Annotated in this window: 21 protein-coding genes and 1 pseudogene; 15 read left to right on the top strand and 7 right to left on the bottom strand. The window is 64.5% G+C overall.

The window, feature by feature from the left end; all coding sequences use genetic code 11:
• Nucleotides 1–146 precede the first annotated feature (146 nt).
• The 3 genes and pseudogenes from BLU32_RS15065 to BLU32_RS22585 form a co-directional block, all read right to left on the bottom strand.
• Entirely contained in the window at nt 147–1,376 is a 1,230-nt protein-coding gene (locus BLU32_RS15065) for a CaiB/BaiF CoA-transferase family protein (protein ID WP_093808280.1), read from the bottom strand.
• Between the two features lie 119 nt (nt 1,377–1,495).
• Nucleotides 1,496–4,195 (bottom strand): class I SAM-dependent DNA methyltransferase, encoded by a 2,700-nt coding sequence (locus tag BLU32_RS15060; protein WP_371326974.1) that lies wholly within the window; start codon nt 4,193–4,195, stop codon nt 1,496–1,498.
• Between the two features lie 36 nt (nt 4,196–4,231).
• A pseudogene (locus BLU32_RS22585) lies at nt 4,232–4,912 on the bottom strand (type IIL restriction-modification enzyme MmeI); the annotation flags it as partial.
• A gap of 190 nt (nt 4,913–5,102) precedes the next feature.
• Here BLU32_RS22585 and acuI point away from each other — a divergent pair.
• The 5 genes from acuI to BLU32_RS15035 all read left to right on the top strand — a co-directional run bounded on the left by acuI (nt 5,103) and on the right by BLU32_RS15035 (nt 11,355).
• The gene (gene acuI, locus BLU32_RS15055) at nt 5,103–6,095 is read left to right on the top strand and encodes an acryloyl-CoA reductase (protein WP_093808278.1); all 993 of its coding nucleotides are present in this window, start codon (nt 5,103–5,105) and stop codon (nt 6,093–6,095) included.
• 280 nt (nt 6,096–6,375) lie between these two features.
• Nucleotides 6,376–7,182 carry a phytanoyl-CoA dioxygenase family protein gene (locus BLU32_RS15050; RefSeq protein WP_157727703.1) on the top strand — a complete coding sequence of 269 codons (807 nt, stop codon included), beginning with the start codon at nt 6,376–6,378 and terminating at the stop codon, nt 7,180–7,182.
• A 216-nt stretch (nt 7,183–7,398) separates the two neighbouring features.
• Nucleotides 7,399–9,042, top strand: a complete 1,644-nt coding sequence (gene aepX, locus BLU32_RS15045) for a phosphoenolpyruvate mutase (protein ID WP_197673617.1) — start codon at nt 7,399–7,401, stop codon at nt 9,040–9,042.
• Nucleotides 9,043–9,049: 7 nt separating this feature from the next.
• Complete coding sequence (gene aepY, locus BLU32_RS15040) at nt 9,050–10,198, top strand: phosphonopyruvate decarboxylase (protein ID WP_093811103.1); 1,149 nt, start codon at nt 9,050–9,052, stop codon at nt 10,196–10,198.
• Nucleotides 10,195–11,355, top strand: coding sequence for a 2-aminoethylphosphonate--pyruvate transaminase (locus tag BLU32_RS15035; protein ID WP_093808272.1), 1,161 nt, complete (start codon nt 10,195–10,197; stop codon nt 11,353–11,355). Before aepY ends, BLU32_RS15035 begins: the two co-directional genes overlap by 4 nt.
• A 334-nt stretch (nt 11,356–11,689) precedes the next feature.
• Here BLU32_RS15035 and BLU32_RS22360 read toward each other — a convergent pair whose 3' ends face one another.
• Nucleotides 11,690–12,202: a hypothetical protein gene (locus BLU32_RS22360; RefSeq protein ID WP_244501891.1), complete on the bottom strand. Its 513-nt coding sequence runs from the start codon at nt 12,200–12,202 to the stop codon at nt 11,690–11,692.
• Between BLU32_RS22360 and BLU32_RS15030 the strand changes: the two genes are divergently transcribed.
• The 5 genes from BLU32_RS15030 (at nt 12,098) to BLU32_RS15010 (ending at nt 16,923) form a co-directional block, all read left to right on the top strand.
• Nucleotides 12,098–13,162 (top strand): aminotransferase class I/II-fold pyridoxal phosphate-dependent enzyme, encoded by a 1,065-nt coding sequence (locus BLU32_RS15030; RefSeq protein WP_244501872.1) that lies wholly within the window; start codon nt 12,098–12,100, stop codon nt 13,160–13,162. The genes BLU32_RS22360 and BLU32_RS15030 overlap by 105 nt on opposite strands.
• Nucleotides 13,163–13,228: 66 nt before the next feature.
• Nucleotides 13,229–13,879, top strand: a complete 651-nt coding sequence (locus tag BLU32_RS15025; protein ID WP_157727702.1) for a DUF4833 domain-containing protein — start codon at nt 13,229–13,231, stop codon at nt 13,877–13,879.
• A gap of 148 nt (nt 13,880–14,027) precedes the next feature.
• Nucleotides 14,028–15,140 (top strand): inositol-3-phosphate synthase, encoded by a 1,113-nt coding sequence (locus BLU32_RS15020; protein WP_093808266.1) that lies wholly within the window; start codon nt 14,028–14,030, stop codon nt 15,138–15,140.
• A gap of 4 nt (nt 15,141–15,144) precedes the next feature.
• The gene (locus tag BLU32_RS15015) at nt 15,145–15,972 is read left to right on the top strand and encodes an SDR family oxidoreductase (RefSeq protein ID WP_157727701.1); all 828 of its coding nucleotides are present in this window, start codon (nt 15,145–15,147) and stop codon (nt 15,970–15,972) included.
• Nucleotides 15,973–16,923, top strand: a complete 951-nt coding sequence (locus tag BLU32_RS15010) for a phosphatidate cytidylyltransferase (RefSeq protein WP_093808262.1) — start codon at nt 15,973–15,975, stop codon at nt 16,921–16,923.
• Between the two features lie 2 nt (nt 16,924–16,925).
• Here the strand turns inward: BLU32_RS15010 and BLU32_RS21860 are convergent, their stop codons facing one another.
• Nucleotides 16,926–17,384: a phosphatidylglycerophosphatase A gene (locus BLU32_RS21860; RefSeq protein ID WP_157727700.1), complete on the bottom strand. Its 459-nt coding sequence runs from the start codon at nt 17,382–17,384 to the stop codon at nt 16,926–16,928.
• Between the two features lie 199 nt (nt 17,385–17,583).
• On the opposite strand from BLU32_RS21860, the gene BLU32_RS15000 reads away from it, so the two are divergent.
• On the top strand, nt 17,584–18,807 hold the full coding sequence (locus BLU32_RS15000) for an LptF/LptG family permease (protein WP_093808260.1): 1,224 nt from the start codon (nt 17,584–17,586) through the stop codon (nt 18,805–18,807).
• On the top strand, nt 18,804–20,030 hold the full coding sequence (locus BLU32_RS14995) for an LptF/LptG family permease (RefSeq protein WP_093808258.1): 1,227 nt from the start codon (nt 18,804–18,806) through the stop codon (nt 20,028–20,030). The genes BLU32_RS15000 and BLU32_RS14995 overlap by 4 nt, the downstream gene beginning before the upstream one ends.
• On the opposite strand, the gene BLU32_RS14990 is transcribed toward BLU32_RS14995, so the two are convergent.
• Nucleotides 20,016–20,786: a phosphocholine cytidylyltransferase family protein gene (locus BLU32_RS14990; RefSeq protein WP_093808256.1), complete on the bottom strand. Its 771-nt coding sequence runs from the start codon at nt 20,784–20,786 to the stop codon at nt 20,016–20,018. The genes BLU32_RS14995 and BLU32_RS14990 overlap by 15 nt on opposite strands.
• Nucleotides 20,787–20,855: 69 nt before the next feature.
• Here BLU32_RS14990 and BLU32_RS14985 point away from each other — a divergent pair, with 69 nt between their 5' ends.
• Nucleotides 20,856–21,581 carry a CDP-alcohol phosphatidyltransferase family protein gene (locus tag BLU32_RS14985; protein ID WP_157727699.1) on the top strand — a complete coding sequence of 242 codons (726 nt, stop codon included), beginning with the start codon at nt 20,856–20,858 and terminating at the stop codon, nt 21,579–21,581.
• Nucleotides 21,571–22,713 (top strand): glycosyltransferase family 4 protein, encoded by a 1,143-nt coding sequence (locus BLU32_RS14980; RefSeq protein ID WP_172838574.1) that lies wholly within the window; start codon nt 21,571–21,573, stop codon nt 22,711–22,713. The genes BLU32_RS14985 and BLU32_RS14980 overlap by 11 nt, the downstream gene beginning before the upstream one ends.
• Here the strand turns inward: BLU32_RS14980 and BLU32_RS14975 are convergent, their stop codons facing one another.
• A complete protein-coding gene (locus BLU32_RS14975) occupies nt 22,714–23,703 on the bottom strand; it encodes a stealth conserved region 3 domain-containing protein (protein ID WP_172838573.1) in 990 nt (329 codons plus the stop codon).
• Between the two features lie 173 nt (nt 23,704–23,876).
• Between BLU32_RS14975 and BLU32_RS14970 the strand changes: the two genes are divergently transcribed.
• Nucleotides 23,877–25,436, top strand: a complete 1,560-nt coding sequence (locus BLU32_RS14970) for an FGGY-family carbohydrate kinase (protein WP_093808248.1) — start codon at nt 23,877–23,879, stop codon at nt 25,434–25,436.
• The last annotated feature ends 25 nt before the right edge of the window (nt 25,437–25,461 follow it).

Genomic DNA, 25,461 nt, shown 5'->3' with positions numbered 1-25,461 from the left:
GCGCCGGGCTTTGACAGTCAGGGATTTGTTTTCATGAAGGTTCTTTGCGAATCTGACGCTACGGATCGCGCGGTTGTTCGCGTTGCAAATTTAAGCGGCACTCAATAGAGCTGCACAAATATTTTGCATTTCGGCAAAGCCGGGCGTCACGTGGACTCCACGGTGCCGTCCGCCAGGAGGGTGCCGATCGCGTCCTCGTCGAGACCCAGAACGCCGGCCAGAATCTCGCGGGTGTGCTGTCCGAGCACGGGCGGCGCGACGGTGTCGTCGACCGGGGTCTTGGAAAACCGCAACGGGCTCGCGACGCCCGGCACCGTGCCGCCGCTGGCGTGTTGCAGGGCGGGGTTCAGCAGTCCGCGCGCCTTGGCCTGCGGCTCCTCGAAGACCTCCGCGATGGTGTTGATCGGGCCGCAGGGCACGGCGGCCGCCTCCAGAACCTCGATCCACGCGCGGGTGGTGCGCGCCCTGATGATGTCGGCGATGACCGGGACAAGGGTCTCCCGGTTCTTCACCCGGTCGCGGTTGAGCGTGAACCGTGGGTCGGCGGGAAGCTCCGGCCGGCCCGCCACCTCGCAGAAACGCACGAACTGGCCGTCGTTGCCCACCGCGAGGATGATGTGACCGTCCGCCGTTTCGAAGGCCTGATAGGGCACGATGGCCGTGTGGGCGTTGCCCATGCGTACGGGCGCCGTGCCGGACACGAGGTAGCTGAGCGCCTGGTTGGCGAGCGAGGCGACCTGCACGTCGAACAGCGCGATGTCGAGATGCTGGCCCTCGCCGCTGCGCTCGCGGTGGGCGAGCGCGCCGAGAATGGCGATGGTGGCGTTCAGCCCGGTGAGGATATCGGAGAGCGCCACGCCGGCCTTCTGCGGCCCGCCGCCCGGCAGGTCGTCGCGCTCGCCGGTGACCGACATCAGCCCGCCCATGCCCTGGATCATGAAGTCGTAACCGGCGCGCTGGGCGTAGGGACCGGTCTGGCCGAAGCCGGTGATCGAGCAGTAGATGAGCGAAGGGTTGATCTCGGCAAGGCTTGCATAGTCGAGGCCGTATTTCTTCAAGCCCCCGACCTTGTAGTTTTCCACGAGAATGTCGGACTTTCTCGCCAGTTCGACGACGAGCGCCCGTCCGGCTTCGGTCGAAATATCGACCGCGACCGACTTCTTGCCCCGGTTGGCGGCCATGAAATAGGCGCTTTCGCCGGCGGCGGGGCCGTCATCGACGAAGGGAGGGCCCCAGCCACGGGTGTCGTCGCCGGTGCCGGGCCGCTCGATCTTGATCACCTCCGCGCCCATGTCGGCGAGCGTCTGGGTCGACCAGGGGCCGGCGAGAACGCGGGACAGATCGAGGACGCGCAGATGCGACAGGGGGGCGGTCATGAAGTCTCTCACCGTTTGGAATGAACGAGCGTGTCCGTGGTCTTAGACCTCAGCCGCGCCGCCGTCCAATGACTTGCGGTGGCAAGGTCATTCCTGCGGCTCCTGCCGAGGGCGGCCGGTCACGCCGCCTGACGGAAGCTGAAGCGCTTGCCGTCGTCGCTGGAGACGAGGCCGAGGCGATGAAGCGCGGCGAGCACGGCGGTCACGGCGGGCAGGCACCTGCGCCCCTGCTTGAAGGAGGCGGCGATGGCGGCGGCGTCGAGCGGGCCGTCGGCCTCGATCAGACGGTTGAGCACAGCGGGCGTCTGGTCGCGCTCGGCGCGCGGGAAGCCGGGCTTCGGCCCCTTCGCGAGCGGCACCACCGCCTCGCCGAAATCGGCCTCCAGTTGCTCCGCCTTTTCCTTGTCCGAACCGAAACGCGGGATCTGGTAGTCCGGGCGCAGCCAGCGCACATGACCGCGCGCTTCTTCCTTGGACCGCTCCTTGTTGAGCGCGACGAGGCGGGCGAGGATCTCCTCTTCGCCCAGGTCCGCCGGCCAGCCGTAGGCGCTCGCGACGGCCACGTCGAGCCGGTCGTGCAGTTCCTTGAGGATCTGCACCAGCCCGTCGTCGTGGATCGTCCGTTCCTTGTCGGTGAGGTCGTCAGGCGATGCGCCCGCATTCAGCCGCTCCAGCACGTTGTAGAGCCCGGTGAGCGTCAGATGGGGATGCGCGTCGAGCACTTTCTTGCGATGCGCGTCCAGCTCCTCGGCGATTGCGCCGACCTCCGCGCGCTGCTCCAGCGTCGCGTCCGGGAAGGGGAAGGGATCGAAGCAGTTTGACTTTGTATAGATCGGGCGGTCTTCGAGCGTTCCGCCGGTCGCGAGAACCCAAGCCACATGTGTCTTCGAAGATAGGACCCCAAGCGAGTACCCTTGTTCCAAGCCAAAACACACTAATCGATTATCCGGCAGGATTTCCGCATCGAGAAACTGGAACACCCGGTGTTTCGCGGTCTCGACGGTGGCGATATAGCGGGGCAGACTGGCGAGGGCGGGGCGCAGTTCGCTGCGCGGTTTGCCAAACACCCACCAATTCCGGGCATAGGATAGTGCGTCCTTGGTCGGGTTCGTTGCATCTGCCACGTGCTTGTCGCGGGCAACTTTCACCGTGGTTTGCAAATGCTGGTAGACCTCGGGAAACCGCGTGCGCACATCGTCCGCGCTCAAGCCGAACAGGTCGATCACCATTGCGCCGCGTGGCCGGCTGGTGAGATCGCGGCCGTTGCGATAGGCGCGGATATGGGTGTCGAGCCCCGACCGGCGGCCGAGGCCGAGATGCGCCGCCTCCTGCGGCGTGACGATGAAACCCGAACCGTGCAGTGCCATGCCGCGTGACGACAGGCCCTCATTCGCCTTGAGATGGATTACCGAGGACACATCCACGCCCACGGTCAGGTCGGAATGGATGATCCCGCGGCTGTCGCGAAACAGGATCGCCGGGCTGTCGGTGTCGAGACCCGCCTCATGCACGACCTCGCGCAGGCGCCCCTCGTGGCTGCCGGCCTGCGCCACCGTCATGGCGATGCGCACGGCGGCGCTGTCCCTTGTTGCCTTGGTCCAGGGGTGGTCGGGGATCGCCATGACAAGCGACAGCGGCTTTTTGGCACTGAGATGGCGCAGCATCGCCCGGCGCTGGAACACCTGGGAGATCGAATTGGTGGTGACGAAGCCGAAGCGCTTCAGCCTTGTCTTGGGTTTCAACAGGATTTCGCCGGCCCGGTCCCACCAGTACATGACGAAATCCGCGCTTTCGTTCATGTGCTTGTGCGCCGCCCAGAGCGCTTGCGCATAAGGGGTGCCCATGCGCGCGCGAATGTCCTTGCCGCCGACGAAGGGCGGGTTGCCGACGATATAATCGGCCCTGGGCCAGTCGGGCCGGCGCGGGTTGGGCAGCACCTCCTTGCCGTCGACGATCTTGGGCAGCGGCTGGCCGTCCCACGCGAGCACCGCGTCCATATGCCTGATATTGTCGAACTTGCGCAGGATCGGCTCGGTCGGGGCGACGCCGCGATTTCTGAAATGCCATTGCAGATGGCCGATCCACAGCACCAGCTCGGCGATGGCGGCTGCGCGCGGGTTCACCTCCAGCCCCAGGAACTGGTGCGGGTCGACCGTGTGCCGGTCGAGCGCCAGCGCTTCCTGCCCGCCGAGATCGGCGATGGTTTCCAGCACCTTGCCTTCCAGCTTCTTCATCAGTTCGAGCGCGACGTAGAGAAAATTGCCCGTGCCGCAGGCCGGGTCGAGCACCAGCGTCTCGCACAGCTTGTCGTGGAAACCTTGCGCGATCGCGATGGCGTCCGTGTCGCGGTTTTCCGCGCGCAGCCGCTCGATGGTGGCGAGGCTTTCGTTCCATTCGTCCTGCAAGGGATCGATCACGGTGGCGATCACCAGCCGTTCGACATAGGCGCGTGGGGTGTAATGCGCGCCGAGCTTGCGCCGCTCGCCCGGATCGAGCGCCTGCTCCAGGAAGGTGCCGAAGATCGCCGGCTCCACGTCCTTCCAGTCGTGGGCGGCGGCGGCGACGAGTTCGCCGATTTCCTCGCGCGCGAGTTTCAGCGCGCGGCGGTTTTCGAAGAAGTGACCGTTGAACCGCTTCACCTTGTGCTTGATGCCGGCGGCAAACGTCCCCTTGTCCATCGCCGTCCACAGCTCTTCCATCATCGCGGGGAAGATCTCGGGAGTGTCGAGACAGTCCTTCAGCAGATCCTGAAAGCTGCTCTTGGGCAGAAGGTCGACATCTTCCGCAAACATGGTGAAGAGCACGCGCATCAGGAACATCGCGACCTCCTCCGCCGGGTGTCCGTCGCGTTCCAGCGCCTGGCTGACCTTGGCGATGCGCATTGCGATCTCGCGCGTGACCTTGGCGGCATGGCGCGCGGGGTCGAGCGCCATCGGGTCCGTCCAGATGGCGAGAAGCCGGGCGCGGATGTCCGCGTCGCGCAGATCCTCCAGGTAAATGCGAAAGGCGCGCCGGTCCGGAAACTGGTCGTAGGCCTTTCCGTCGCGGCGGAAGTTCGCATAGACCTCGATGCAGTGACCGACGTCGCACACCAGCACGAAGGGCGGCGGCTCATGGCCGGCCGGCAGCAGGCGAACGTAATTTTCCGCCTGCTTGTAGGCGTTGATCATCAGCGCGTCCCAGGACCGGTTGGCGCCCGAGCGCCGGCCGCGAAGCGGAGCGTCGACGCCCGGCAAGGGCGGCGCCTCGCCCATCTGCTTGTCGCCGGACTAGCGGCTTTGCTTGGCCTCCAGCACGAAATTGTCGCGCTTGTAGAGATCGATGCGCCTGCTTGAGACCCTGCCGTCGCGGGCCGTTTCCTGAACCGTGCGCTCGAACACATAGTCGTTTGCGGAATGGGTCGCGCCGGCGTTGTCCGGGTGGGGGACGCCGATGACATCGCACAGTTCGGTGAGGAACATGGCGTAGTTTGCCCGCTCCTGGCCGCCCTCCTGGCCTTGCCATTTGGCGATGAACGCCTCGACCCTGTCCTGCATCCCGGCGCGGTCTCCTCTCCCGTCAGTTGGTTGTACGATCCTGCGCGGCCCGCGCAAGGCCGCATTTTCCGCCAAGATGCCGTCGACGGCTTTTCATCCTGTCCGCGCGGCTTTACCACTGAATGAGCCAAGCAGCGCAATGCGGTCGCCCGGATGCGGTCCGCAAACGGGACATCAAAGGAGAAACGGCATGGGCTTCAACGCTTTGATCGTCGAAAAGGCCGAGGACGGATCGACCTCCGCCGGCATCCAGTCCATCGATGAGAGCCGGTTGCCTGAGGGCGATGTCACCGTCGCGGTGGAGTATTCCACCGTGAACTACAAGGACGGTCTGTGCCTCGGCTCCGGCGGCGGACTGGTGCGCAACTATCCGCATGTGCCGGGGATCGATTTCGCAGGCACCGTGGAAGCCTCCGACGACGCGCGCTACAAGCCGGGCGACAAGGTCGTGCTCACCGGCTGGCGCGTCGGCGAGGCCTGGTGGGGCGGTTATGCGCAGAAAGCCCGCGTGAAAGCCGACTGGCTCGTGCCGCTGCCCGAGGGCCTGTCCACCCGCGATGCGATGGCCGTCGGCACGGCCGGCTTCACGGCAATGCTTGCGGTGATGGCGCTTGAGGATCACGGACTGACGCCCGGCAACGGTCCGGTGCTCGTCACGGGTGCTGCCGGCGGCGTCGGCTCGGTGGCGACCGCCATTCTGGCCAAGCTCGGACACGAGGTTGCGGCCGTTACCGGGCGTCCGGAAACGGAAGACTATCTCAAGGGGCTGGGCGCCAGCAGCATCGTCGCGCGCGCGGATATCAACGAGACGGTAAAGCGCCCGCTCGAGGCGGAAACCTGGGCGGGCTGCGTCGATGCGGTCGGCGGGGCCATGCTGGCGCGCGTTCTCGGTCAGATGAAATACGGCGCGAGCGTTTCCGCGGTCGGTCTTGCCGGCGGGGCCGGCCTTCCCGCGACGGTCATTCCGTTCCTGCTGCGCGGCGTCAATCTGCTCGGCATCGATTCCGTCATGCGGCCCTATGAGGACCGGGTGCGGGCCTGGTCGCGCATTGCAAAGGATCTGCCGATGGACAAGCTCGCCGAGATGGTCCAGCCGGCAACGCTTGGCGAGTTGCCGGATCTGGGGCGGGCGATTCTCAAGGGCGAAGTGCGCGGTCGCGTCGTGGTCGACGTCAACGCCTGACGCACCCGGGCCGTCGCGTGCGGCCCTTCGTCTTTGTTGCTCTCGAGGGCGCCGTCCGGTTCGCGTTCACGACGCCGGGCGGCGTTTCCGTTTGCGTGGTCCTGTTTGCGAGCGACAAGGTGCGCGGAGACAATGGCCGCGCATTCTTTCCTTTCCTTTGAGAGTTCGGTAGAAATGACGTTGCGGCATTTGCCGCCCGGACTGCGGCATGTGGTGCCGCCCCAGCCTGATTCCGACCAGATCCGTCGCGGTCGGGCAGAAGGCGAGAGGAGACAGCAAGATGACAGATGAGGGCCGTCACACCGTCTCATCCCTTGCGCCGGCATCGACGTTCACCACCCGCGCCATCACGGAAGACGAAACCCGAAGCTATGCAAGGGACGGTTTCGTGCTCGTCAAACAGGCGTTTGCGCCGACCGACCTGGCTGCGGTCGGGCGGGAAATCCAGCGGCTGGAAGCGCTTCCTGAACGGCCCGGCCAGCACTGGGTCTACGGCGAAACGCTCACGGATCCCGAAGAACGGCGTATCATCAGCCGGATGGAGTTTCTCGAGCGCCATTCCCCGGTGTTTTCCGCGCTTGGCCGGGCGTTGACGGAGTATGCTGCCGCAGCGCTCGGGGAGCCTGCCGTGCTTTTCAAGGAAAAACTGAACTTCAAGCGTCCGGGCGGAGCCGGTTTCACGCCGCATCAGGACCAGCAGGCGGGCTGGTGGAATTATGCCAGCCGGTTCGTATCGATCATGGTGTCGATCGACGCCGCGACGCAGGAAAACGGATGCGTCGAATTCGCTGCCGGCCATCATCGCGACGGCATGTTCCGCGAGTGGGAACCGCTGAGCGACGAGGACATGAAGACGATGACGTTCGTGCCGGTGGAAACCGAACCCGGCGATGTCGTCCTGATCGACAGTTTCTGTCCGCACCGTTCAAGCGTCAATCGCTCGCGGGAGCAGCGCAGGCTGTATTTCGCGACCTACAATCGTGCGTCCGAAGGCGATCATCTTGCCGCCTATTATGCCGACAAGCACGCGGCCTACCCGCCCGATGTGGAAAGGGATTCATCCGGCGACTATACGTTCCGCGTTTGAGGTCGCAGCCCTCGGCCGAATATCGCGCGAATGCGCCGGCCCAAGGGATCTGGATCACCTTGCGACCCGCGACGTCTGGATGTCCACGATCCGCAGCCGATGCATCCGTCGCGCGCGCTGTTGTGTGGTGAGCCGCCTTTCCTTTCGCCGCCGTGTTGGCTACCAATGGCGCGATGCCGATTGCGGCACTGCTTCGAGCATACGAGAGGACCGACCTTGCATTTCGATGGCTCCCCCGACCGGTTGCCCACACAGGCGTCGAAATTCACCCGTCTTCGACACCTGCTGACCCGTCCCGACCTCGCCTTTTTGATGGAGGCGCACAACGGGCTGTCGGCACGCATCGTCGAAGAGGCGGGGTTTGAGGGGATCTGGGCGTCCGGCCTGTCGATGTCCGCGACGCTTGGCGTGCGCGACAACAATGAGCTGTCCTGGACCCAGGTTCTCGACATGCTGGAATACATGTCCGACGCCTCGACGTTGCCGATCCTGGTCGACGGCGATACGGGCTACGGAAATTTCAACAATTTCCGCCGCTTCGTGCGCAAGCTGTGCGAGCGCGGTATCGCGGGTGTGTGCATCGAGGACAAGATCTTTCCCAAGACCAACTCCTTCCTGGGCGAAAACCAGCCGCTGGCGGACGTCGACGAGTTCTGCGGCAAGATCAAGGCCGGCAAGGACACGCAGACCGATCCGGATTTTTCCATCGTTGCCCGTGTCGAGGCGCTGATCGCGGGTCGGGGCGTCAATGAGGCGCTTGCCCGTGCCCATGCCTATGTCGATGCGGGTGCCGATGCGATCGTCATTCATTCAAAGAAAAGCACGGCGGATGAGATCCTCGACTTCTGCCGGCAATGGGAAAACCGGGTCCCGGTTGTCGTTATCCCGACAAAATACTATCGCACGCCGACCGAGCGTTTCCGCGATGCCGATGTGGCGATGGTGATCTGGGCAAACCACAATCTCAGAAGCTCGATCCAGGCGATGCGCGAGACTTGCGGCAAATTGCGGTCGCAGGAATCGCTGCTGGAGGTCGAGGACGCCGTCGCGCCGCTGGGCGATGTGTTCGCGCTTGCTGGGGCGCAGGAACTGGAACAGGCGGAGAAGCGCTATCTCTCGGCAACCGATCCGGCGAGGGCCGTGATTCTGGCTGCGACAAGAGGCAAGGGACTGGGCGATCTGACGGCGGAACGCCCGAAGTGCATGGTCTCCGTGCGCGGCCAGTCGCTTCTGGGGCGTCAGGTGGAGGCGCTTGGCCGGCATGGCGTGTCCGACGTCGCCGTGGTCGTTGGCTATCGTGAGGACGCGGTGACAACCCCGGGCATTCGCAAGGTGCTGAACCCGACTTTCGAAAGCACCGGCGAGGCCTGCTCGCTCGCACTCGCGCTGACGCAGAGCGAGGGCGACACGATCATTTCCTATGGTGATATCCTCTATCGTCCGTTCTTTTTGACACTTCTGGAAGACGCGGCGGCGGATATCGTGCTGCTTGTCGATCCGGAGCCGGACCTCGCGGCGCACGATGGCGCGACACGGGATGCGGTCGCCTGTTCGCAACCGTTTGGCGATGATCTCGACGTGACGGGGGAGGCTGTCTTTCTGACGCGTTTCGTCGAGAACGCGGACGATTGCAACGGCACCTTCATCGGCCTCATGCGCGCCAATGCCGAGGGCGTGCGCAAGATCCGCGAGACGCTTGCCGCGTTGGAGCGCGACGGTGTGCTCGATACCGCCGATCTCGGCGCAGTGTTGACGCGGCTGGCCGACGAGGGCGAATCGATCGGGGTCGTCTATGTGCGCGGTTACTGGGGCAACGTAAACGACGTGATGGATCTCGCTCAGGCGCGGGATGCGGTGTGAGCGCAAGATGATCGAAGCCACACAGTTTCTCGATGCCGCCAGGCGCCAGGGGATCGACTTCTTCACCGGAGTGCCCTGCAGCTTCCTGACCCCGCTGATGAATGCGGCGATATCCGACGCGCGCACCTGCTATGTCGGCGCGACCAGTGAGGGCGAGGCTGTGGCAATAGCCGCCGGCGCCTGGCTGGCAGGGCGGGAGACGGCGGTGATGTTCCAGAATTCCGGATTGGGCAACGCGGTCAATCCGATCACCTCGCTCAATCATCCGTTCGAGATCCCGTCCCTGATGGTGGTGACCTGGCGCGGGGAGCCGGGCCTCAAGGACGAGCCGCAACACGAAATGATGGGGCAGATCACCCAGTCGCTGCTTGATCTCGTCGGCGCGCGGCGTCTCGACTTTCCTGGACAGGCGGACGAGGTTGAGCCCTGTCTCGCCGAAGCCACCCGTTTGATGGGTGAGACCGGCCAGCCCGTCGCGCTGGTTCAGCCCAAGGGGGCTGTCGCATCATCCGGCCCCTTGCAGGACCTGCCGGTGAAGGCCGGGCCGCGCGCCGAGATTCTTGACTTCGGGGTCGATGTGCCATCGGCCCGGCGCATCGACACGGTCGAAACCCTTGCCTCACGATTGCCGGAGGGTGCGGCCATCATCGCAACGACGGGGCATACCGGTCGCGAGCTTTTCACGCTTGGCGATGACCCGCGCAACCTCTACTGCGTCGGCTCGATGGGCGGTGCCAGTGCGATCGGTCTTGGCGCTGCCTTGAACTGCGAGCGCGAGATCGTGGTTCTTGATGGCGATGGCGCAGCGCTGATGAAACTTGGCAACATGGCCACCATCGGCGCGCAGGGCCCCGGCAATCTCACACATGTCATTCTGGACAATGGGTGTCACCTGTCGACGGGCGGCCAGGCGACCGTGTCGCCGAACGTCGATTTCGCCGGGGTTGCGGCCGCATGTGGGTACCGCTTTGCGGCCCGTGTGTGCGGCATTGATGCGATGAAAGAGGCCGTCGAGGCGGCACTCGCGACGCCGGGACCACGTCTCCTGCATGTGAAGGTGTCGACAGATTCCGTGGAAGGGCTTGGCCGCCCGACGGTCGCTCCGCGTGACGTTGCGCGCCGCTTTCGCGCCTATCTTGCGGGCCCCTCGGCATGACCGGCGAGCTGCCAGCGGCTCGGGCAACCGTCGGACAACCGGAGATCCGCGACATGCCGGTGCTGTTGACGCCCGGGCCACTCACCACCAGTGCCCGCGTGAAAGCCGCGATGATGCGGGACTGGGGATCGCGGGACCCCGCGTTCGTCGAACTGTCGCAAAGTGTGTTCGAGCGCATTCGCGCGCTTGCCGGGGGCACGGCGGAGGATCATGTCTGCGTGCCCTTGCAAGGCAGCGGCACGTTCGCGGTCGAGGCCATGCTGACGACATTCGTTGGTGCCGGTGACCGCGTTCTTTTGTTGGTGAATGGCGCCTACGGCCATCGCATGGCCGCTATCTGCGGCAAGAGCGGTCGCGCCCATGAAATCTACGAGGTGCCGGAAACCGATACGCACGATCCCCTCGAGGTTGCACGCCGGCTTCGCCTTGATCCGCAGATCGGGTTCGTCGCCATGGTTCATTGCGAGACGACGTCCGGACTTCTCAATCCGTTGTCGGAGATCGCGCGGTGCGTGCGTGCCGAAGGGCGTCAGTTGTTGGTCGACAGCATGAGCGGGTTTGGTGCCCTTCCCCTCGACATGCATGCGCTGGAACTGGCCGCCATGGCGGCTTCATCCAACAAGTGCCTGCAGGGCGTGCCCGGTCTCGGGTTCGTCGTGTGCCGCAAGGACATGCTTGAGGCTGCGCGTGGAGCCTCGCCATCCGTGGTCCTCGATCTTCAGGCACAGGCGGACGCGCTCGCGAACGGCGGACAGTGGCGCTTCACGCCGCCCACGCATGTGATTGCGGCGCTCGATGAGGCGCTTGCCGAACTGGAGGAAGAAGGTGGCCCGGCCGCGCGCCTCGCGCGCTACTCGCAAAACCTTGCCACGCTGCTCGCCGGCATGGGCCGTCTGGGGTTCCAGCCTGTCCTCGATTCTTCGCGGCAGGCGCCGGTGATTGCCTCGTTCGTCGAACCTGACGACGCCTGGTTTTGCTTCAAGTCCTTCTACGAGGCACTGCGCCTTGGCGGGTATGCGATCTATGCCGGCAAGATGACCGGCATCGGCAGCTTTCGGGTGGGTGTCATCGGGGCAGTCGATTTCCTCACCATCGAGGCATTTCTGCGGGTTGCGGAGGCGGTTGTGTCAGAAATGAAACAGAAAGTGATCTCCTGACCGGTTTCCCCGCGATGATATGCCGACGTGGAGCATGGGCACTGCACATGCCAAGCGGCGCCGGGCATTCTGACCTCGGTCTTCGAGGTGATTGGCACCCGCACCCGGCCTGTGCCAATGCCGGCGCGGGCAAGGGAAATCCTTGTGATAATTCCTTATATGTAGAGGTGCACGACACGGCTGGCATTCCGGCGACTGATCGCAGCAATCGACGGGTACCAGCACCCGCACATACCGGAGACGAACAACTCTTCGGGGGTGACAAGGCGTCGCGTGAGCGAGGTGCGTCCCGACGTCGCTTGGCCGGCTTACTCGACACACCGGGTGCTTTCGGTTATTTAGCGAAATCCGTCTTATCGACAATGATAAGAAGCCTTGGCGGGGTCGCCTGAGATTTGGACTTCGGCAAATGACCGGTATGGCGCAAGCGTCTCGCAGAAGGGATGTCGAGCCGGGGTCGTTGTTGTGGTTGGTGAATTTGCGGATCGTGCGGCGGTGGTTTGCGAGACAGCAATTTGACAGGGCCCGGCTGGCTATCGACAGTTGATCGGGTGTCGGGGGAAATGAAATGAAGCCTGATCGGCCAAGTTTTTCCGTGGTTGCCGAGCGTCGCTTTCGCTTGGCCGGAAAGGCGATCATCGAACGTCACAATCCATATTTTCTGCCCGTCGACCGGCAGAAGGAAATCTGCGAAAGCAATGGCATCCCCTTTGTCAGTTTCGCGCATTACGACTACCTCGGTATCAGTCAACACCCGGATGTCATCGAAACCTCGAGCGCGGAACTGCACCGTCTTGGAAGTGGCGTGGGCGCTTCCCGGCTGGTTGGCGGCGAGCGCAGTGGCCATCGCGCGTTCGAATCCGAGATGGCGGAGTTCCTTGGCGTTGGCGATGCCATGACGCTCGTCAGCGGTTATCTGGTCAATGTCTCTCTCATCAACTTTCTGATGGGGCCGCGCGATCTGGTGCTGATCGACGAGCTTGCCCACAACTCTATTTTCGTGGGTGCCAAGAACGGTCGCTACGAGTACCGGACGTTCGAACACAACAATCTGGACGATCTGGAGCGCCAGCTTGAAGACGGTCGCGGTGACTACCGGAATGTGCTGGTCGTGGTCGAGGGCCTCTACTCGATGGACGGGGACATCCCCGACCTGCCCCGGCTTGTCGACATGAAGGAAAAGCATGACGCCTGGCTCCTCGTTGACGAGGCGCATTCCTATGGTGTGCTCGGCAAGACTGGCCGTGGGTTGTGCGAGCATTTCGGGATCGACCCCAGACGTATCGAGCTGGGGGTGGGCACCTTGTCGAAATCCTTTGTTTCCTCCGGGGGGTTCGTCTGTGCTGAAAAATCCGTCATCGACTGGCTTCGGTTCTGTCTGCCCGGTTTCGTTTACAGCGTCGGGCTCTCGCCGGCCACACTCGGAGCCGCACAGGGTGCGCTGACCCATCTAAAGGCAAATCCGCAACGGGTTGAGCGGCTGCATGCCAACTCCGAGTTCTTTCGGGATCATGCGCTTGCCTGCGGACTGAACACGGGTGATGCGATCGGTTGTGGGGTGGTGCCCATTCTCTTTGCGACCCCCGAGCAGACGATGATCGTATCGCAGACCCTCCTTGATGCCGGGATCTATGCGCCTCCGATCGTTCAGGTTGGCGTTCCCAAGGATCTTCCTCGTATTCGTTTCTTCATTTCCGCCGAACACACGAAGGCCGAGATGGAAAGGGCCATCGGGCTCATCGCCGAAATCGTGGCGGGCTTCGAGGAAGCCGATACGGAGCCGCGCCCGGCGATTGCGGGCACCTGAGCGCCCCGTTCAGCGGTGCAAGAGTCCATGTCTGCATGTGTCGAAAAGCGAAAGGGAGCGACGCCGATGGCACAGCGCGGCGGCACACGGTGGTGCGTGATCGCAGTGCTTGGCGCCTTTTTCGTTGCAGGTAGCCATTTTGCAGCGGGGCCGGGTCCTGCGGCCCAGGAGGGCACGCGCCTTCGTCCGGGCAGCGAGCAAAGCGTGCGGGGATCCAGTGTCGAGATCCATGACGACATTCCGGTCGTGCGGCCCGATTTTCCCGAGCCCGACGAGCCGGGAATGCTGTTCTACCTTCAGCGCTCGACCAATTCCAATACCATCGTCTATGCCGCGAATTTCCTGGACGACGGCACGCTCGACCCGGACGAACCCGTGGTCGCCTACTGGCGACGGTTCAATACGACGGGCGAGCGCAAGCCGTTGAAGATGATCGAGGACAATTTCGCCTTCGGCATTCGTGCCCAGGCGACCGACGACCCGAATGTCTTCAAGCTCTACGTGGTTTCCTACGCCGACCGAAAGGCGACGCTCAAGCTGGTGGAACCGGGGCGCGCGGAAGTCACCGCGACTGCCGGCGGCCGCGTGTTCCAGCCGCTTTACGGCTATGTCGATGTCAATGAGGACGGGCTTGTGCCGCGCGTGCGCGAGGTGCTCGTGATGGGCCGCGAAAGCGCCACCGGTAAGGCGCTGGTGGAACGCATTCAGATAGAGTAACGCTGCACGTGCCGTACGATCCGGCCGGATCGGTTCGGATCAATGCACTTCGGCTCGTCGCGCAAGGGAACGGCGTGACAACACAAGAACTGCCGGTGCCGGCGCAGTCTGCCGCATCGGACGATGCGCAGGGGTTAAGACACAGATCATGACAGGTTTTTCCGCCAAGCCGATCCGCACCGCGATCGTTGGAGCTGGCAATTGTGCCAGTTCGCTGGTTCAAGGTGTCGCCTATTGCCGGGCTTTGGGCGATGAGGCGATTGGCGTCGCGTTTCCGACCCTTGGCGGTTATCGCCCGGAAGATGTGGAGATTGTCGCGGCGTTTGACGTCGATGCGCGCAAGGTCGGTCGCACCGTCGGCGAGGCGGCGATTGCCCTGCCCAATTGTACGGAGATCTTTCACAAGGACTTGGATGGCATGACCGCGCCGGTGATGCGCGGTCCCGATCTGGACGGCGTTTCATCCTTCATGCGCAATCAGGCCCCGGATCGCAGTTTCGTGGTCTCGCCGGAGCCGGCCCTCGACAAGGGCGGCGTGGTCCAGGCTCTGCGCGCGGCGCGCGCCGAGGTGATGATCAATTTCCTGCCGGTCGGTTCCATCGAGGCGACAGAGTTTTATGCCGAATGCGCGCTTGAAGCCGGCTGTGCCTTTGTCAACGGCATCCCGGTCTTCATTGCCTCCGACCCTGCATGGGCGGCGCGCTTTCGCAATGCCGGCCTTCCGATCGTCGGCGACGACTTCAAGGCACAGTTCGGCGCCACGATCACGCATCGCGCGCTGGCGCGTCTCGCCGACATGCGCGGCGTGAAGGTCGACAAGACCTATCAGTTGAATGTCGGCGGCAACACCGACTTCCTCAACATGATGGACATGGACCGCCTCACCATGAAGCGGGAATCGAAGACCGAGGCGGTGCAGACGGCGATGAATTCGCGGCTGTCGGAAAACGAGATCCGCATCGGCCCGTCGGATTACGTGCCCTGGCTGGAGGACCGCAAGGTCGCCTATGTCCGGTTGGAGGGACGGTTGTTCGGCGGCGTGCGCACGCATGTGGAAATGCGTCTGGAGGTCGAGGATTCACCGAATGCCGCGGCCATGGCGCTGATCGCCATCCGTTGCGCGGCAATCGCGCGGGACAAGGGGCTTTCCGGTCCGGTGGAGGATGCAAGCGCTTTCGTGTTCAAGCATCCGCCGGTGCAGTTCGAGGACGCGGAAGGCTATGCCCGTCTTCTGGCTTTCGCGGGCGAAACGGAGGCTTGAGGCCATGGGTGCCGCGGGCAGGACGCAGCAACCGCGCCGGCCCGTGGCGCTGATCACCGGGGGCAGCAGCGGGATCGGGCGGGCTCTCGCGATACGGCTTGCGCGCGACGGCTTCGACCTTGCGCTTCTGGCGCGCGGGATCGACAATCTGGAGGAGACACGCCGGCTCGTTCTTGAGCAGGCTCGGGACGCGCAGGTGAACTGCTATCCCACTGATGTCGGGGATGCAGGGTCTGTTTCCCATTCCCTGGATGCGCTTGTGGCGGAGATGGGGCCGCCATTGTGGGTCGTGCTCAATGCGGGTATCGCGCGCCCCGGCCGGTTTGTCGAGCAGCCTCTTGGCGATCACCTGGACCAGATGCGCACCAATTATTTCGGTGCGCTGCATGTCGCGCATGCGATCGCGCCCGTGATGGCCGCAACCGGACATGGCCATCTGGTCTTTGTCTCGTCGGGAGCCGCCTTTTTCGGAATCTACGGATACGGCGCCTATGCGCCGTCGAAATTCGCGATGCGCGGGCTGGCCGAGGTACTGCGGGTCGAGCTTGCGCCGCTTGGCATTCACGTAACTCTTGCCTATCCGCCGGACACCGATACGCCCCAGCTTGTCGAGGAAAGCCGCAGCAAGCCGGCCGCGACCAAGGAAATCACAGCCGGGGGGGGGCTGTGGTCGGCGGACAGGGTTGCCGCGCAGATCGTCACAGGCGCAAGCCGCCGACGTTTTCTGGTCGCACCGGGCGCGCAGATGCGCCTGCTCGCGCATGGTCACAGTCTCCTCTCGCCGCTGCTGCGATACTATCAGACGCGGATCGCGAGAAAGCACGACCGCTGAATGACCGTATCAACGTTTTTTCTGACCCCCGTCCCGATGATGCCGGTTGCAATGACAGTGGCCGCCGGGCTGGCGCTGGGCGGACTTGCCTTGGCTCTTGCCAGTGTGATCCCCGCGACCGCTGAAAAGTCACGGCAGATCTGGCCGGTTTTTGCAACGGAAGTCGTTATCGTTGCCGTTGCGGTGCTGCCCTTTGTCGGGGGCGGCCTGATCCTCGACCTTGCGCTCGCCGTCCTTGCGATCAGGGTCGGTTTCGAGGCGACGCAAGTGGCGTTCCGGCGCCGTGCTCCGGCTCGGGAAAGGCAAGGAAGCGTCTTGCGGATCCGGCTGCTTCCTCTGGCTGCGGGTGTGGCGCTGGCGCTGGCCGGGACCGTGGCGGCGCAGGCACCGTTTCTGGTCCTTGCCGGGGTTGGGGCGGTGCTGATGGCCGGCGCCAGTTTGGTCCGGCGCGGCTTGTCAGACCCGGATCAGCCTCTCGCAATCGCTCTGGAGGTGCTGGTCTTTCCCGCTGTGCCGCTCGTTTTTTTCGTGGCGGCGGCACGTGATGGCGCAAACTCCGGACTGTTGCTGCTCGCGTTTTTGCTGGTGGAGACCTACGACAGCTATGCGCTGCTCGGCGGAAAGCTGTTTGGCCGGCGGCCGGCTTTCCCGGTGCTCAGCCCGCGCAAGACGATCGAGGGGCTCGCCGCCGGTGGGGCGATGCTCGCGCTGACGGCCGGTCTCGTCGGGCCTTTGATCTTCGACTGGAACCTTGCCGCGTCATTGCTGGTTGCGGCGATCATCGCAGCGGCCGCCGTGGTCGGCGACCTTGCCGGGTCGCGGTTGAAGCGGGCGTCGGGCGTCAAAGACTATCCGGCGGTTCTGCCGCGCCAGGGCGGTGCACTCGATATTGTTGATGCCTGGCTGATTGCCGGTCCCGCCCTCATCGTGGTCGCGAGCCTTTCCGGCTGACCTCACGGGGAGGGAATGAAGTAAACAATCGGCAAAAGAACGATCAGCGTGAAAACCGAGGCGGCGGCGTCGTCCAGCATAATGCCGGCGCCCCCCGGCACGCTGTCCTGCACCCAGTTGACCGGCCAGGGCTTGAGGATGTCGAAGGCGCGAAAGGCGATGAAGCCCGCGATCCACCACAGCGGTTCGGCGGGAAGCGCGAGCACCACTGCGGCTGCGCCGAAGCTCTCGTCAATGACAACGATCTGGGGGTCTTCCTCGCCGGTGTCGGCGGCGACGATGGCCGACGCCCAGATGCCGAGCGCGAGCAGGGCGGCCAGAACCACGGCCTGCAGCACCGGCGCAAGCGGCAGGAGAGCCGCCGCGAAGAGGATCCCGACAGCCGCGCCGACGGTTCCCGGCCAGACCGGGGACAGACCGGCGCCGAAGGAAAGCGCAAGGATATGGGCAAGACGTCGCATGGGCTGCGGCCTATGATGACGTGAGGGAATCACGGCGTGACGGACTTGGCAGCCGACGCGGGTGGAAATATTGTCCGGGCGAACCGGTTCGCCCGGTGATCTAGCACGAAACGGAAACTGGCGCGATGCCGCGACGCATTCACGAACAACGCCGACGCGGCGGCGGCCCCGCGGTGCGGTCGCCGTCTGGTGGCGTGTGATGATCGGCTGGTCGATCTCCAATCGATCGCTGATGATGCGGGTGGTCGCGAAGGTCGCCATCGTCCTGGCCACCATCGAGGTTGTGTTTCTGGCGGAAGAACTCACCGGCATTCTTGAGCAGGTGCTAGGAAATGGCGGCGACGTCATTTCGGCCGTGTCGATCCTGTTGCTTTCCACTCCAGAAATCTTCGACTTTGCCCTTGCCCTTGCTTGCGTCATCGGAGGGTATTTCGCGTTTGTCGCAGCGCGCGAGGAGCGCGAGATGGTCGCTCTTTCGGCTGCGGGGGTGTCTCCTGCATTGCCGCTCAAGGTCGCGCTGGTGCTTGGCGTTTGCGCTTTCGGGGCGAGCCTTGGAGTGTCCGGCTTTGTCGATCCGCTTGCAAGGAACCTCACCCGCTCCGTGATTTTCACCTTGAAGAGCGATCTTCTCTTCCGCCGCATTACCGAGCCGAGCGAGGGCACGCTGATCGAGACGATCCGCGGCAAGACCTTTGCGGCCTTGAGCGATGCGTCCGTTGCTCCGCCACATGAAAGCCTGTTCGTCCATCAGCCGGGCGAGGAGGGAAGCTGGCGTGTGACCCAGGCGGGCAACTGGCAGCTCGACGGCCCCGATGCAGAAGGGAACTACAGCCTGGGTCTGGGCCGCGTGATTGCCTATGACTTCGTGCGCGTCGGGTCGAAGCCGCGGACCGGTAGCGTTTTGCGCGGGGGACGGGGCGCCAATCTGTCCTCGCTCAGTGGAACGGACCTGGACGACGTGCCCGTGCTCCCGCGGGTGAAGGTGGAAAATGTTTCCATTCCCGTCAGCCTGACAAACATCCTGCATCATGCGGTGCGCGGCGCGGTGGCACAGGAATGGACTTTTTTCGAGGCGCTTGATCCGGCCTCGGCAAAAACCCAGACTGGCCAGACCGCGCGACGGATTGCCGGCGAACGCTTTGCACGAGCCATCGCCGCATTTATCGCGCCGCTCCTTGCCCTGCTTGCCTGCTCCTTCGCCTCAGCCCGCCTTGTCGGGTATTTTGCCATGCCGCTCGCGTGTGCGGGTCTGCTGGTGCTCGATGTCGGGCTGCGTTCCCTGCTTGGCGAGATTGCCGTGATCCGCCCTGTCGCGATGGCCGCGTTCGGTGCGGCTATCGGTCTCGGTCTGGCGCTCGTGCTGACGTCGGTCATCGGCGTGAGATCGGCCTCGCTGCTGCGTCCGGTGAACGAACGGGCATGACCATGCAGGCAGCGCAAGCGCAAGGCGGGGAGGGGCGGCCGGAAATCGTCAGGTCGCGTGCCGCGATTTTCGGCATTGCCGGGCGCCGCGCGCTTGCGCTTTACCTGAAGGTGACCGGCCTTGTCATGCTGATGTTCCTGATCATCGCCTGGGCGATCGATCTCGCCCAGACCCTTGAGGGTGTCCTTGCACGTGCCGATGATCTCGGTCGTTCCGGGAGCGCATTGCTCGCTGCTTATCTCGGGTATCGGGCGGTGGATATTGTCACCCGATTGTTTCCCGTGGCCTGCTTCATCGGGCTGTTTGCCGCGGAACTCTACCGCCTGTTCAACCGGGAAACGACGATCATGGCGGCTGCGGGATGGTCGCCCCGCCAGACGCTTTTGGTGGTTGCCGCCTTCGCCTGTCTGAGCGGTGCGCTTCAGGGGGGGCTGGAGCGCTGGTGGCGCCCGTCCGCCGTGTTCGCCCAGGCCGAACTTCAGCTTGGCGCTTATGGCGCGCGGTTTTCCAAAGGGGCGCTTTCGGACAAGCGCTGGCTGGTGGTCAATGGCAATGTGTTGAGGGCCAGGGTCGTGCGTACCGACGAACCGGAGTTGCGCGACGTGGAGCTTTATCGTGGCGTTGTGTCCGGCGATCTGCGCGATGTTCTTGTTGCGCGCAAGGCCGAGCCGTCCGGCCAGCCGGGCTTCTGGCGGTTCCATGATGTGGATCTGTGGGCAAATCTACCCGGCGGGGAGAGGGGAGAGCCGGATCGCGAAGCCGATCCGGACGCCTATGCAGAGCATCCGCTTTATCTGATTTCACGCTACGCAACGCTCGATGTGCGCCTTGACGTGCTCCCGGAAACGCTGACCTATTTCGGGATCCCGGCGTTCTACCTTCCGCAAGCCCCCCTCGAGCGGCTAGCAGCAGACGACAATCCGCTGAAAGGGCCGGATGTCGACGCGGCCCTGTGGCGGCGTGTCGTGGCGTTTTTCCTGCCGGGGGCCTATGCGCTGCTCGGTGCCAGCCTGGCTCCGATTGCCGGATCCGGCCGGATCGTTTCGCCGGCGCGGATCGTGGGGCTGGCACTTTGCGGCTACTTCGCGCTCGTGGTTACGAAGGTGTCCTGGGCGATGGGCGAAATTGGCGCCCTGTCAGGCTTCACCAGCAGCTGGATCGCCCTTGTTTTCGCACTGGTTGGAACTTTTGCCGCACAGGTGGCGCTGTCACGTCCCCATTAGCGGGTGGGTTTTGCGTGCCGCGGCGATGCGTGGATAGACGAGCTCCGCCGCGCGCGCCAGCATGGTCTCGTTGTCGACTTCGGCCCAGGCGAGATCGTCGATCTTCGGGCAGATCACGGGTTCGGTGCCGGCAAGCGCAACGATCCCGCTTTCATAGTCCGACATCGGATCCTGCGCGACCATGCCGGGTCCGATCGTGTTGAGACGCGTCACCGCGTCGGCCGTCAGATAGGTCAGGCCGACCAACTCGCCGTGATGAGGGGTCGGCCAGCGCGCCGCGTCTTTCGACATGTCCTTCAGGCAGGCCTTGCCCGCACGATCGTCCGCCCAGACGTAGACCTCGTCGCCGGCGCCGGTCGGGCCCGAGACCAGCAGGGAGGCGCGCGCCGGATCGGCGATCACGGCTTCCACCGCACGTGGCTCGAAGACGAGGTCGGATTCCAGCAACAGGCAGGGCCCGGCTTCCCCCTTCAAGCCGACAAGAAGACTGTGAAGGGATCCCTTGTCGGCAAAATCGGGGTTGTGGCGCAGTTCCGCGTCGGGCAGCCGCTCGCGCGCAAGTGTCTTGTAGTGGTCCGCCAGATGCCCGGTGACAATGCGTATCGACGAAAGGCCGTGCGCCCGCAAGGTGGCAACCGCATCCTCGACAAAGCTTGCCGGGCCGATCGACAGCAGCCCCTTGGGCGTCATGCGTCCACGTTCACCCATGCGCACGCCGCGCCCCGCCGCGAGAAAAATTGCAGTGATGTCAACCATGGAACCGCCAGAATATGATAAGTCGATCCAGTCATAGGCGAGGCCCGGCAGCGGGGCAAGAGAGGGCAGGTGAGCAACAACGGATCGAACGGTGTCCCGAGCTTTGCCAGGGTCGTTCAGGACTATGGCAGGGACAAGCGCAGGGCGGAGTTGCGGGGAGACTGGGCCGTGATGGTGTTTTATCGCGTCTGGAGTTTTCCTCTCATCTGGCTTCTCGCGCGCTTGCCGGTTTCACCGACCGCGGTCACGGTCTCGTCCCTGCTGTTAGCTCTTTCCATGCCCGTGCTCGCGCTTGCGCTCCCGGTGGATCAGGCCGCGCTCGGGGTGGGATGTGTCGCGATTGTGTTTCAGATCCTCGATTGTGTCGACGGGGGACTTGCGCGTTGCACGGGGCGCACCTCGAAGCTTGGCGGAACGCTCGATTTCCTGGTCGACATGGCGCAATGGGGCTTGCTTTATGCCAGCATCGGGCTATTGGCCGACCGGATTCTCGACAGCGGTACAGTCTGGACGGCGGTTGGTTGCGCGGCCGCTTGGATCCGGCTCTATGCCAGGGTCGTGCGCGATGCCGGTGCGGGCGTCGCCGCGACTGCCGGGCCGGCAGGCGAGCGGGTGCCCGGTCCTCTGGATGTTGTCTTTTTGTTCTTTGCCGGGCTGAGCGGTGCGATCCCGCCGGCGTTGCTGCTTGCCTGGTGGAGCGGCACCTTGACCTGGCTGATCGTCTTCCTGCTCGTCTATGCGCTTGCCGATGTCGTCGAGGGTCTGGTCGCGACGCTTGCCCGGCATGATGGATGATGCGCGAGCGATGAAGATCGTCCAGATCTGCCCGTATGACCTTGCCCGGCCCGGCGGCGTGCAGGCTCATGTCCGCGATCTTTCCGCCTGGCTTGCGCGAGCCGGTCACGACGTGCGTATCGTTGCCCCTCATCCTGTGCAAGGGGCCTCCCTTGCGGGCATCGATCACTGCGGACGGGCCGTCAAGGCGCGCCTGTTCGGCACGGGCTTCGAGATCAGCTTTGCGCGCCGGCGCGAACGTCAGCAACTCGTTGCCTCACTGCGGGACTGGGGGGCGGACCTCGTTCATCTGCACACGCCGTGGACGCCGCTGATGGCCTGGCAGGTCTGGCGGGACCTGAAACTGCCCACGGTCACCACCTTCCATGCAACGCTCCCTGAAGACAAGAGCGGAGGACTTGCCGCGCGGGCGCTCGGTCGTGCGGGACGGCATTTCCTGACGCACTCGCGGGCGGTCATCGTTCCCTCGGCAACGCCGCTTGCGCATTTGCGCCCGCAGGATTCCGGCGTTGCGGCGCATGTCCTGCCGCCCGCCATCGACCTGGCGTCCTGGCAGGACGCCGGTGCGATGAAGGCGGAAGGCGGGGTCGGCGCGGAGTTTGTCTTTCTCGGTCGTTTCGAAGCCCGCAAGGGACTTGGCGTGCTGCTCGCGGCCTGGCCGGAGGTCGCGGACCGCCTGCCCGATGCCCGATTGACCATCGCCGGCGGAGGGCCTCAGGAAGGCCTGGTCCGGGAGGCGATGGCGGGCGCGGGCGGCGCGCGAATTCGCCTGGTCGTGACCCCCGATGCGGACAGGGCGCGCCGGCTTGTCGCGGAGGCGGATCTTCTTGTCGCGTCGTCTCTCTACGGGGAGAGCTTCGGGCTTGTCCTGATCGAGGCGATGGCGGCCGGGACCCTGCCGGTGGCCGCCGCCAACGAGGGCTATCGCACCGTGCTGACCGGTCCCGGGGAAAGGCTGCTGGTGCCGCCGGGCGATGCATCGGCGCTTGCGGCCAAGCTGATCGAGCTGTGCGGTGATGTCTCGACGCGCCGGGAGCTGTGCGCGTGGGCGTTGCCGCATGCGCATTCCTTTGGCGTCGAAGCGACCGGCCCCGCCTTCGTGGAGATCTACAGGAACGCTTTGCGGCCCTGATCAGGTCGGCGGGCGGTCCAAACGCTCGAAGCGCGATGGCTCGGGAAACCAGCGGTTCAGGCGGTTGCGGACATGGGCTACGACGCGGGGATTCGGCCGATCGTTGAAATTGTCGTTGAGCGTCGCGGTTACCGGCCGGAGACGGTCGAGCCGGGCGAGTTGCAGCCACGTCCAGGGCAGGAAGTTGTCGATCGAGGCATAGCCCGCCACGCGTCGGGTCTCGGCGTCCGAAGCGAGAACGGCCTCCTCCGTCTCCAGCAGGTAGTGCGGATAGAGGTACTCAGGCGGCACGTTGTCGCCACCACGGAAACGCGATGCGCGGGTCGCCGCGATCTCGTGCCCGAAGCGATTGCACATCTCCTCGAACGAGCGGCGTTCGATCAGCCGCGGGCCGTGGGCGAGGAACTTGCGGCGACGAGGGCCGAAGGCCCGGTCGAGCGCTGCATTGGCGTTTGCCAGGGACAGGTTCCACGGGCTGTCCCCGGGTCTGGTCTTCGCATGCACCGGGGCGTCGCGGTTTTTGGCGAAAACGCGCAGCCGCCCGTCGTCCTGGACAAAGTCCGAAAGATGCGCTTTGGAAAGAAACAGCATGTCGTCCTCGCAATAGAGAAAGTGTTCGCTCACGCAGGGCAGCTTTGCGAGGTGACTGATGATGGCGAAGGAATTGAAGGTCGGAAGGATTTCCGGCGCCATGATCTCGTCGTGATGCATCACCGTGATGTCCGGGTGGTCGGTGTTCAGCCATTCGGGCACCTGCGGCCGGCAGGTCAGCAGATGCACCCGGCGCACGAAGGGGACGTGACGCTCGAGCGAACGCAGCGAATAGCGCAGCATTTCCAGATTGTCGCGAGTGCGGTTGGGATTGGTGTCGTGGCGGGTCGTCGCAAACTGTTCGAGCGTCTCGGCATATCCGGGAAACATGTCGTCAACCCACGTGTAGACCACGTCGATCTCGCTCGGTCGGATGGTCTTTGTTTCGCCTTCGCCCATGGAATCGCGGCTTTCTCCGGTTTGCCGTTCGGTCGGGATCGGTCCGCCGGCGTGTCGGTCACGCATCTTGCGGCGACGGCATGCGTTGGGGAGTTCATTTTTGTTGCGGACCTCTATAAACCCGGTCCCGGGACATGGGCAAATATGTGGCCGGACGAACCAGGGGGTAGGTAGTGAAAAGGGACAAGCAGGACAGCCGCGATCTGGTGATTGCGGCCGACTTCGGAACTTCGGGTGTCAAGCTTGCAGCGCTCGATCGCTCGTTGGCGCTCGAGGCGACCGCAGCGGCCTCCTATCCCGTGTCCTTTCCCGGGCCGGACATGGCCGAACAGCGCCCGGACGACTGGTGGCAGGCGCTATGCCTTGGAATTGCATCGCTGCGGGATCAGATCCCGGATCTGGGGGAACGCGCCGTGGCGCTCGTGCCTTGCGCGCAGATGTGCGGACTGGTGTGTGTCGACCGGGATGGCGAGGTCTTGCGTCCGGCGCTGATCTCGCTCGACAAGCGCGCCGGGGCGCTGTCGCGCAAGATGAACGGCGGATTTCCTCCGATCGCCGGCTACCGGGCCGACAAGCTGTTCACCTGGACTCGCATCGCGAACGGCGCGCCGTCGCACAACGGCATGGATCCCCCGGCCAAGATGTTGTGGATCAAGGCCCATGAACCGGACGTGTGGACGGCGTCGCACAAGCTTCTCGACGTCAAGGACTGGCTGATTTTCCGCGCCACCGGCGCTCTCGCCACGACCGCTGACAGCGCGAATCTGACATGGATGATGGACACGCGTCCGGGCCGGGAGGGGTGGTCTCCCTTTCTCGCCGGTCGACTCGGCATTCCGCTCGACAAACTGCCCGAAATCGTCGATGGCGCGTCGGTTGCTGGCCATCTTTCCGAGCGGGCCGCAGCCGACCTCGGGCTCGGAGCCGGGCTCCCGGTGGTTGCAGGCGCCGGCGATGTCGGGGCGACGGCGATCGGCTCGGGTGCGGTTGAGGACGGCCAGCTTCACGCTTATGCCGGCACCAGCGCTTGGCTGAGCGGGTTTTTCCCCTCTCGCCGTCTCGATGTCTTTCACTCCTATGCGACCATCTCCAGCAGCGTGGATTTCCGTCCGCTTCTGATCGCGACGCAGGAGAGTGCGGGTACGGCTTTCGCCTGGGCTGCACGTCTTGTCGGGGAATCCGCCGGCGACAGCGACAGCGCGCTGGATACGCTTTACGACGGGATCGGAGACATGCAGGACGATGATCCGCTGTTCGTTCCCTGGCTCGCCGGTGAGCGCGTTCCCGTTGATGACGACCGCCTGCGCGGGGTGCTTTACGGGCTGAGCGTGCGTCACGATCGCAATGCGGTGTTGCGGGCGACGCTGGAGGGCGTTGCGCTGAACCTGCGCTGGGCGATGTCGAAGGTGGCGCGCCAGAAGGGCGTACGCCAGGATCTGCCGTTGCCGCTGGTCGGCGGGGCTGCCGTCAATCCCCGGTTCGCGCAACTGTTGGCCGATGCGCTGGATCGCAGGGTCGAGGTGCGCGCGCCGCGGCATGCCGGCGTGCGCGGCGCCGCCACCATCGCGGGCGTGGCTCTTGGCTGGTTCGACAGTGTGAAGGCGGCAGCCCCCGTTCTGTCCTCCGGACCGGTGGAGATCTACGATCCGCAGCCTGCCGGCGTGGCGCGGCTTGCGGCGCGCGCGGCGCGTCTCGACCGTCATCGCAAGGGGCTTCTGTCCCTCTATCGGTGAGGCCGCTTGCAATTCTTTAAACCAA

This window comes from Stappia sp. ES.058 (assembly GCF_900105595.1).
In the GTDB taxonomy this organism is placed as follows: Bacteria; Pseudomonadota; Alphaproteobacteria; order Rhizobiales; family Stappiaceae; genus Stappia.
The sequence above is the reverse complement of the archived record's forward strand: the minus strand, read 5'-3'. Positions and strand labels throughout refer to the sequence as shown.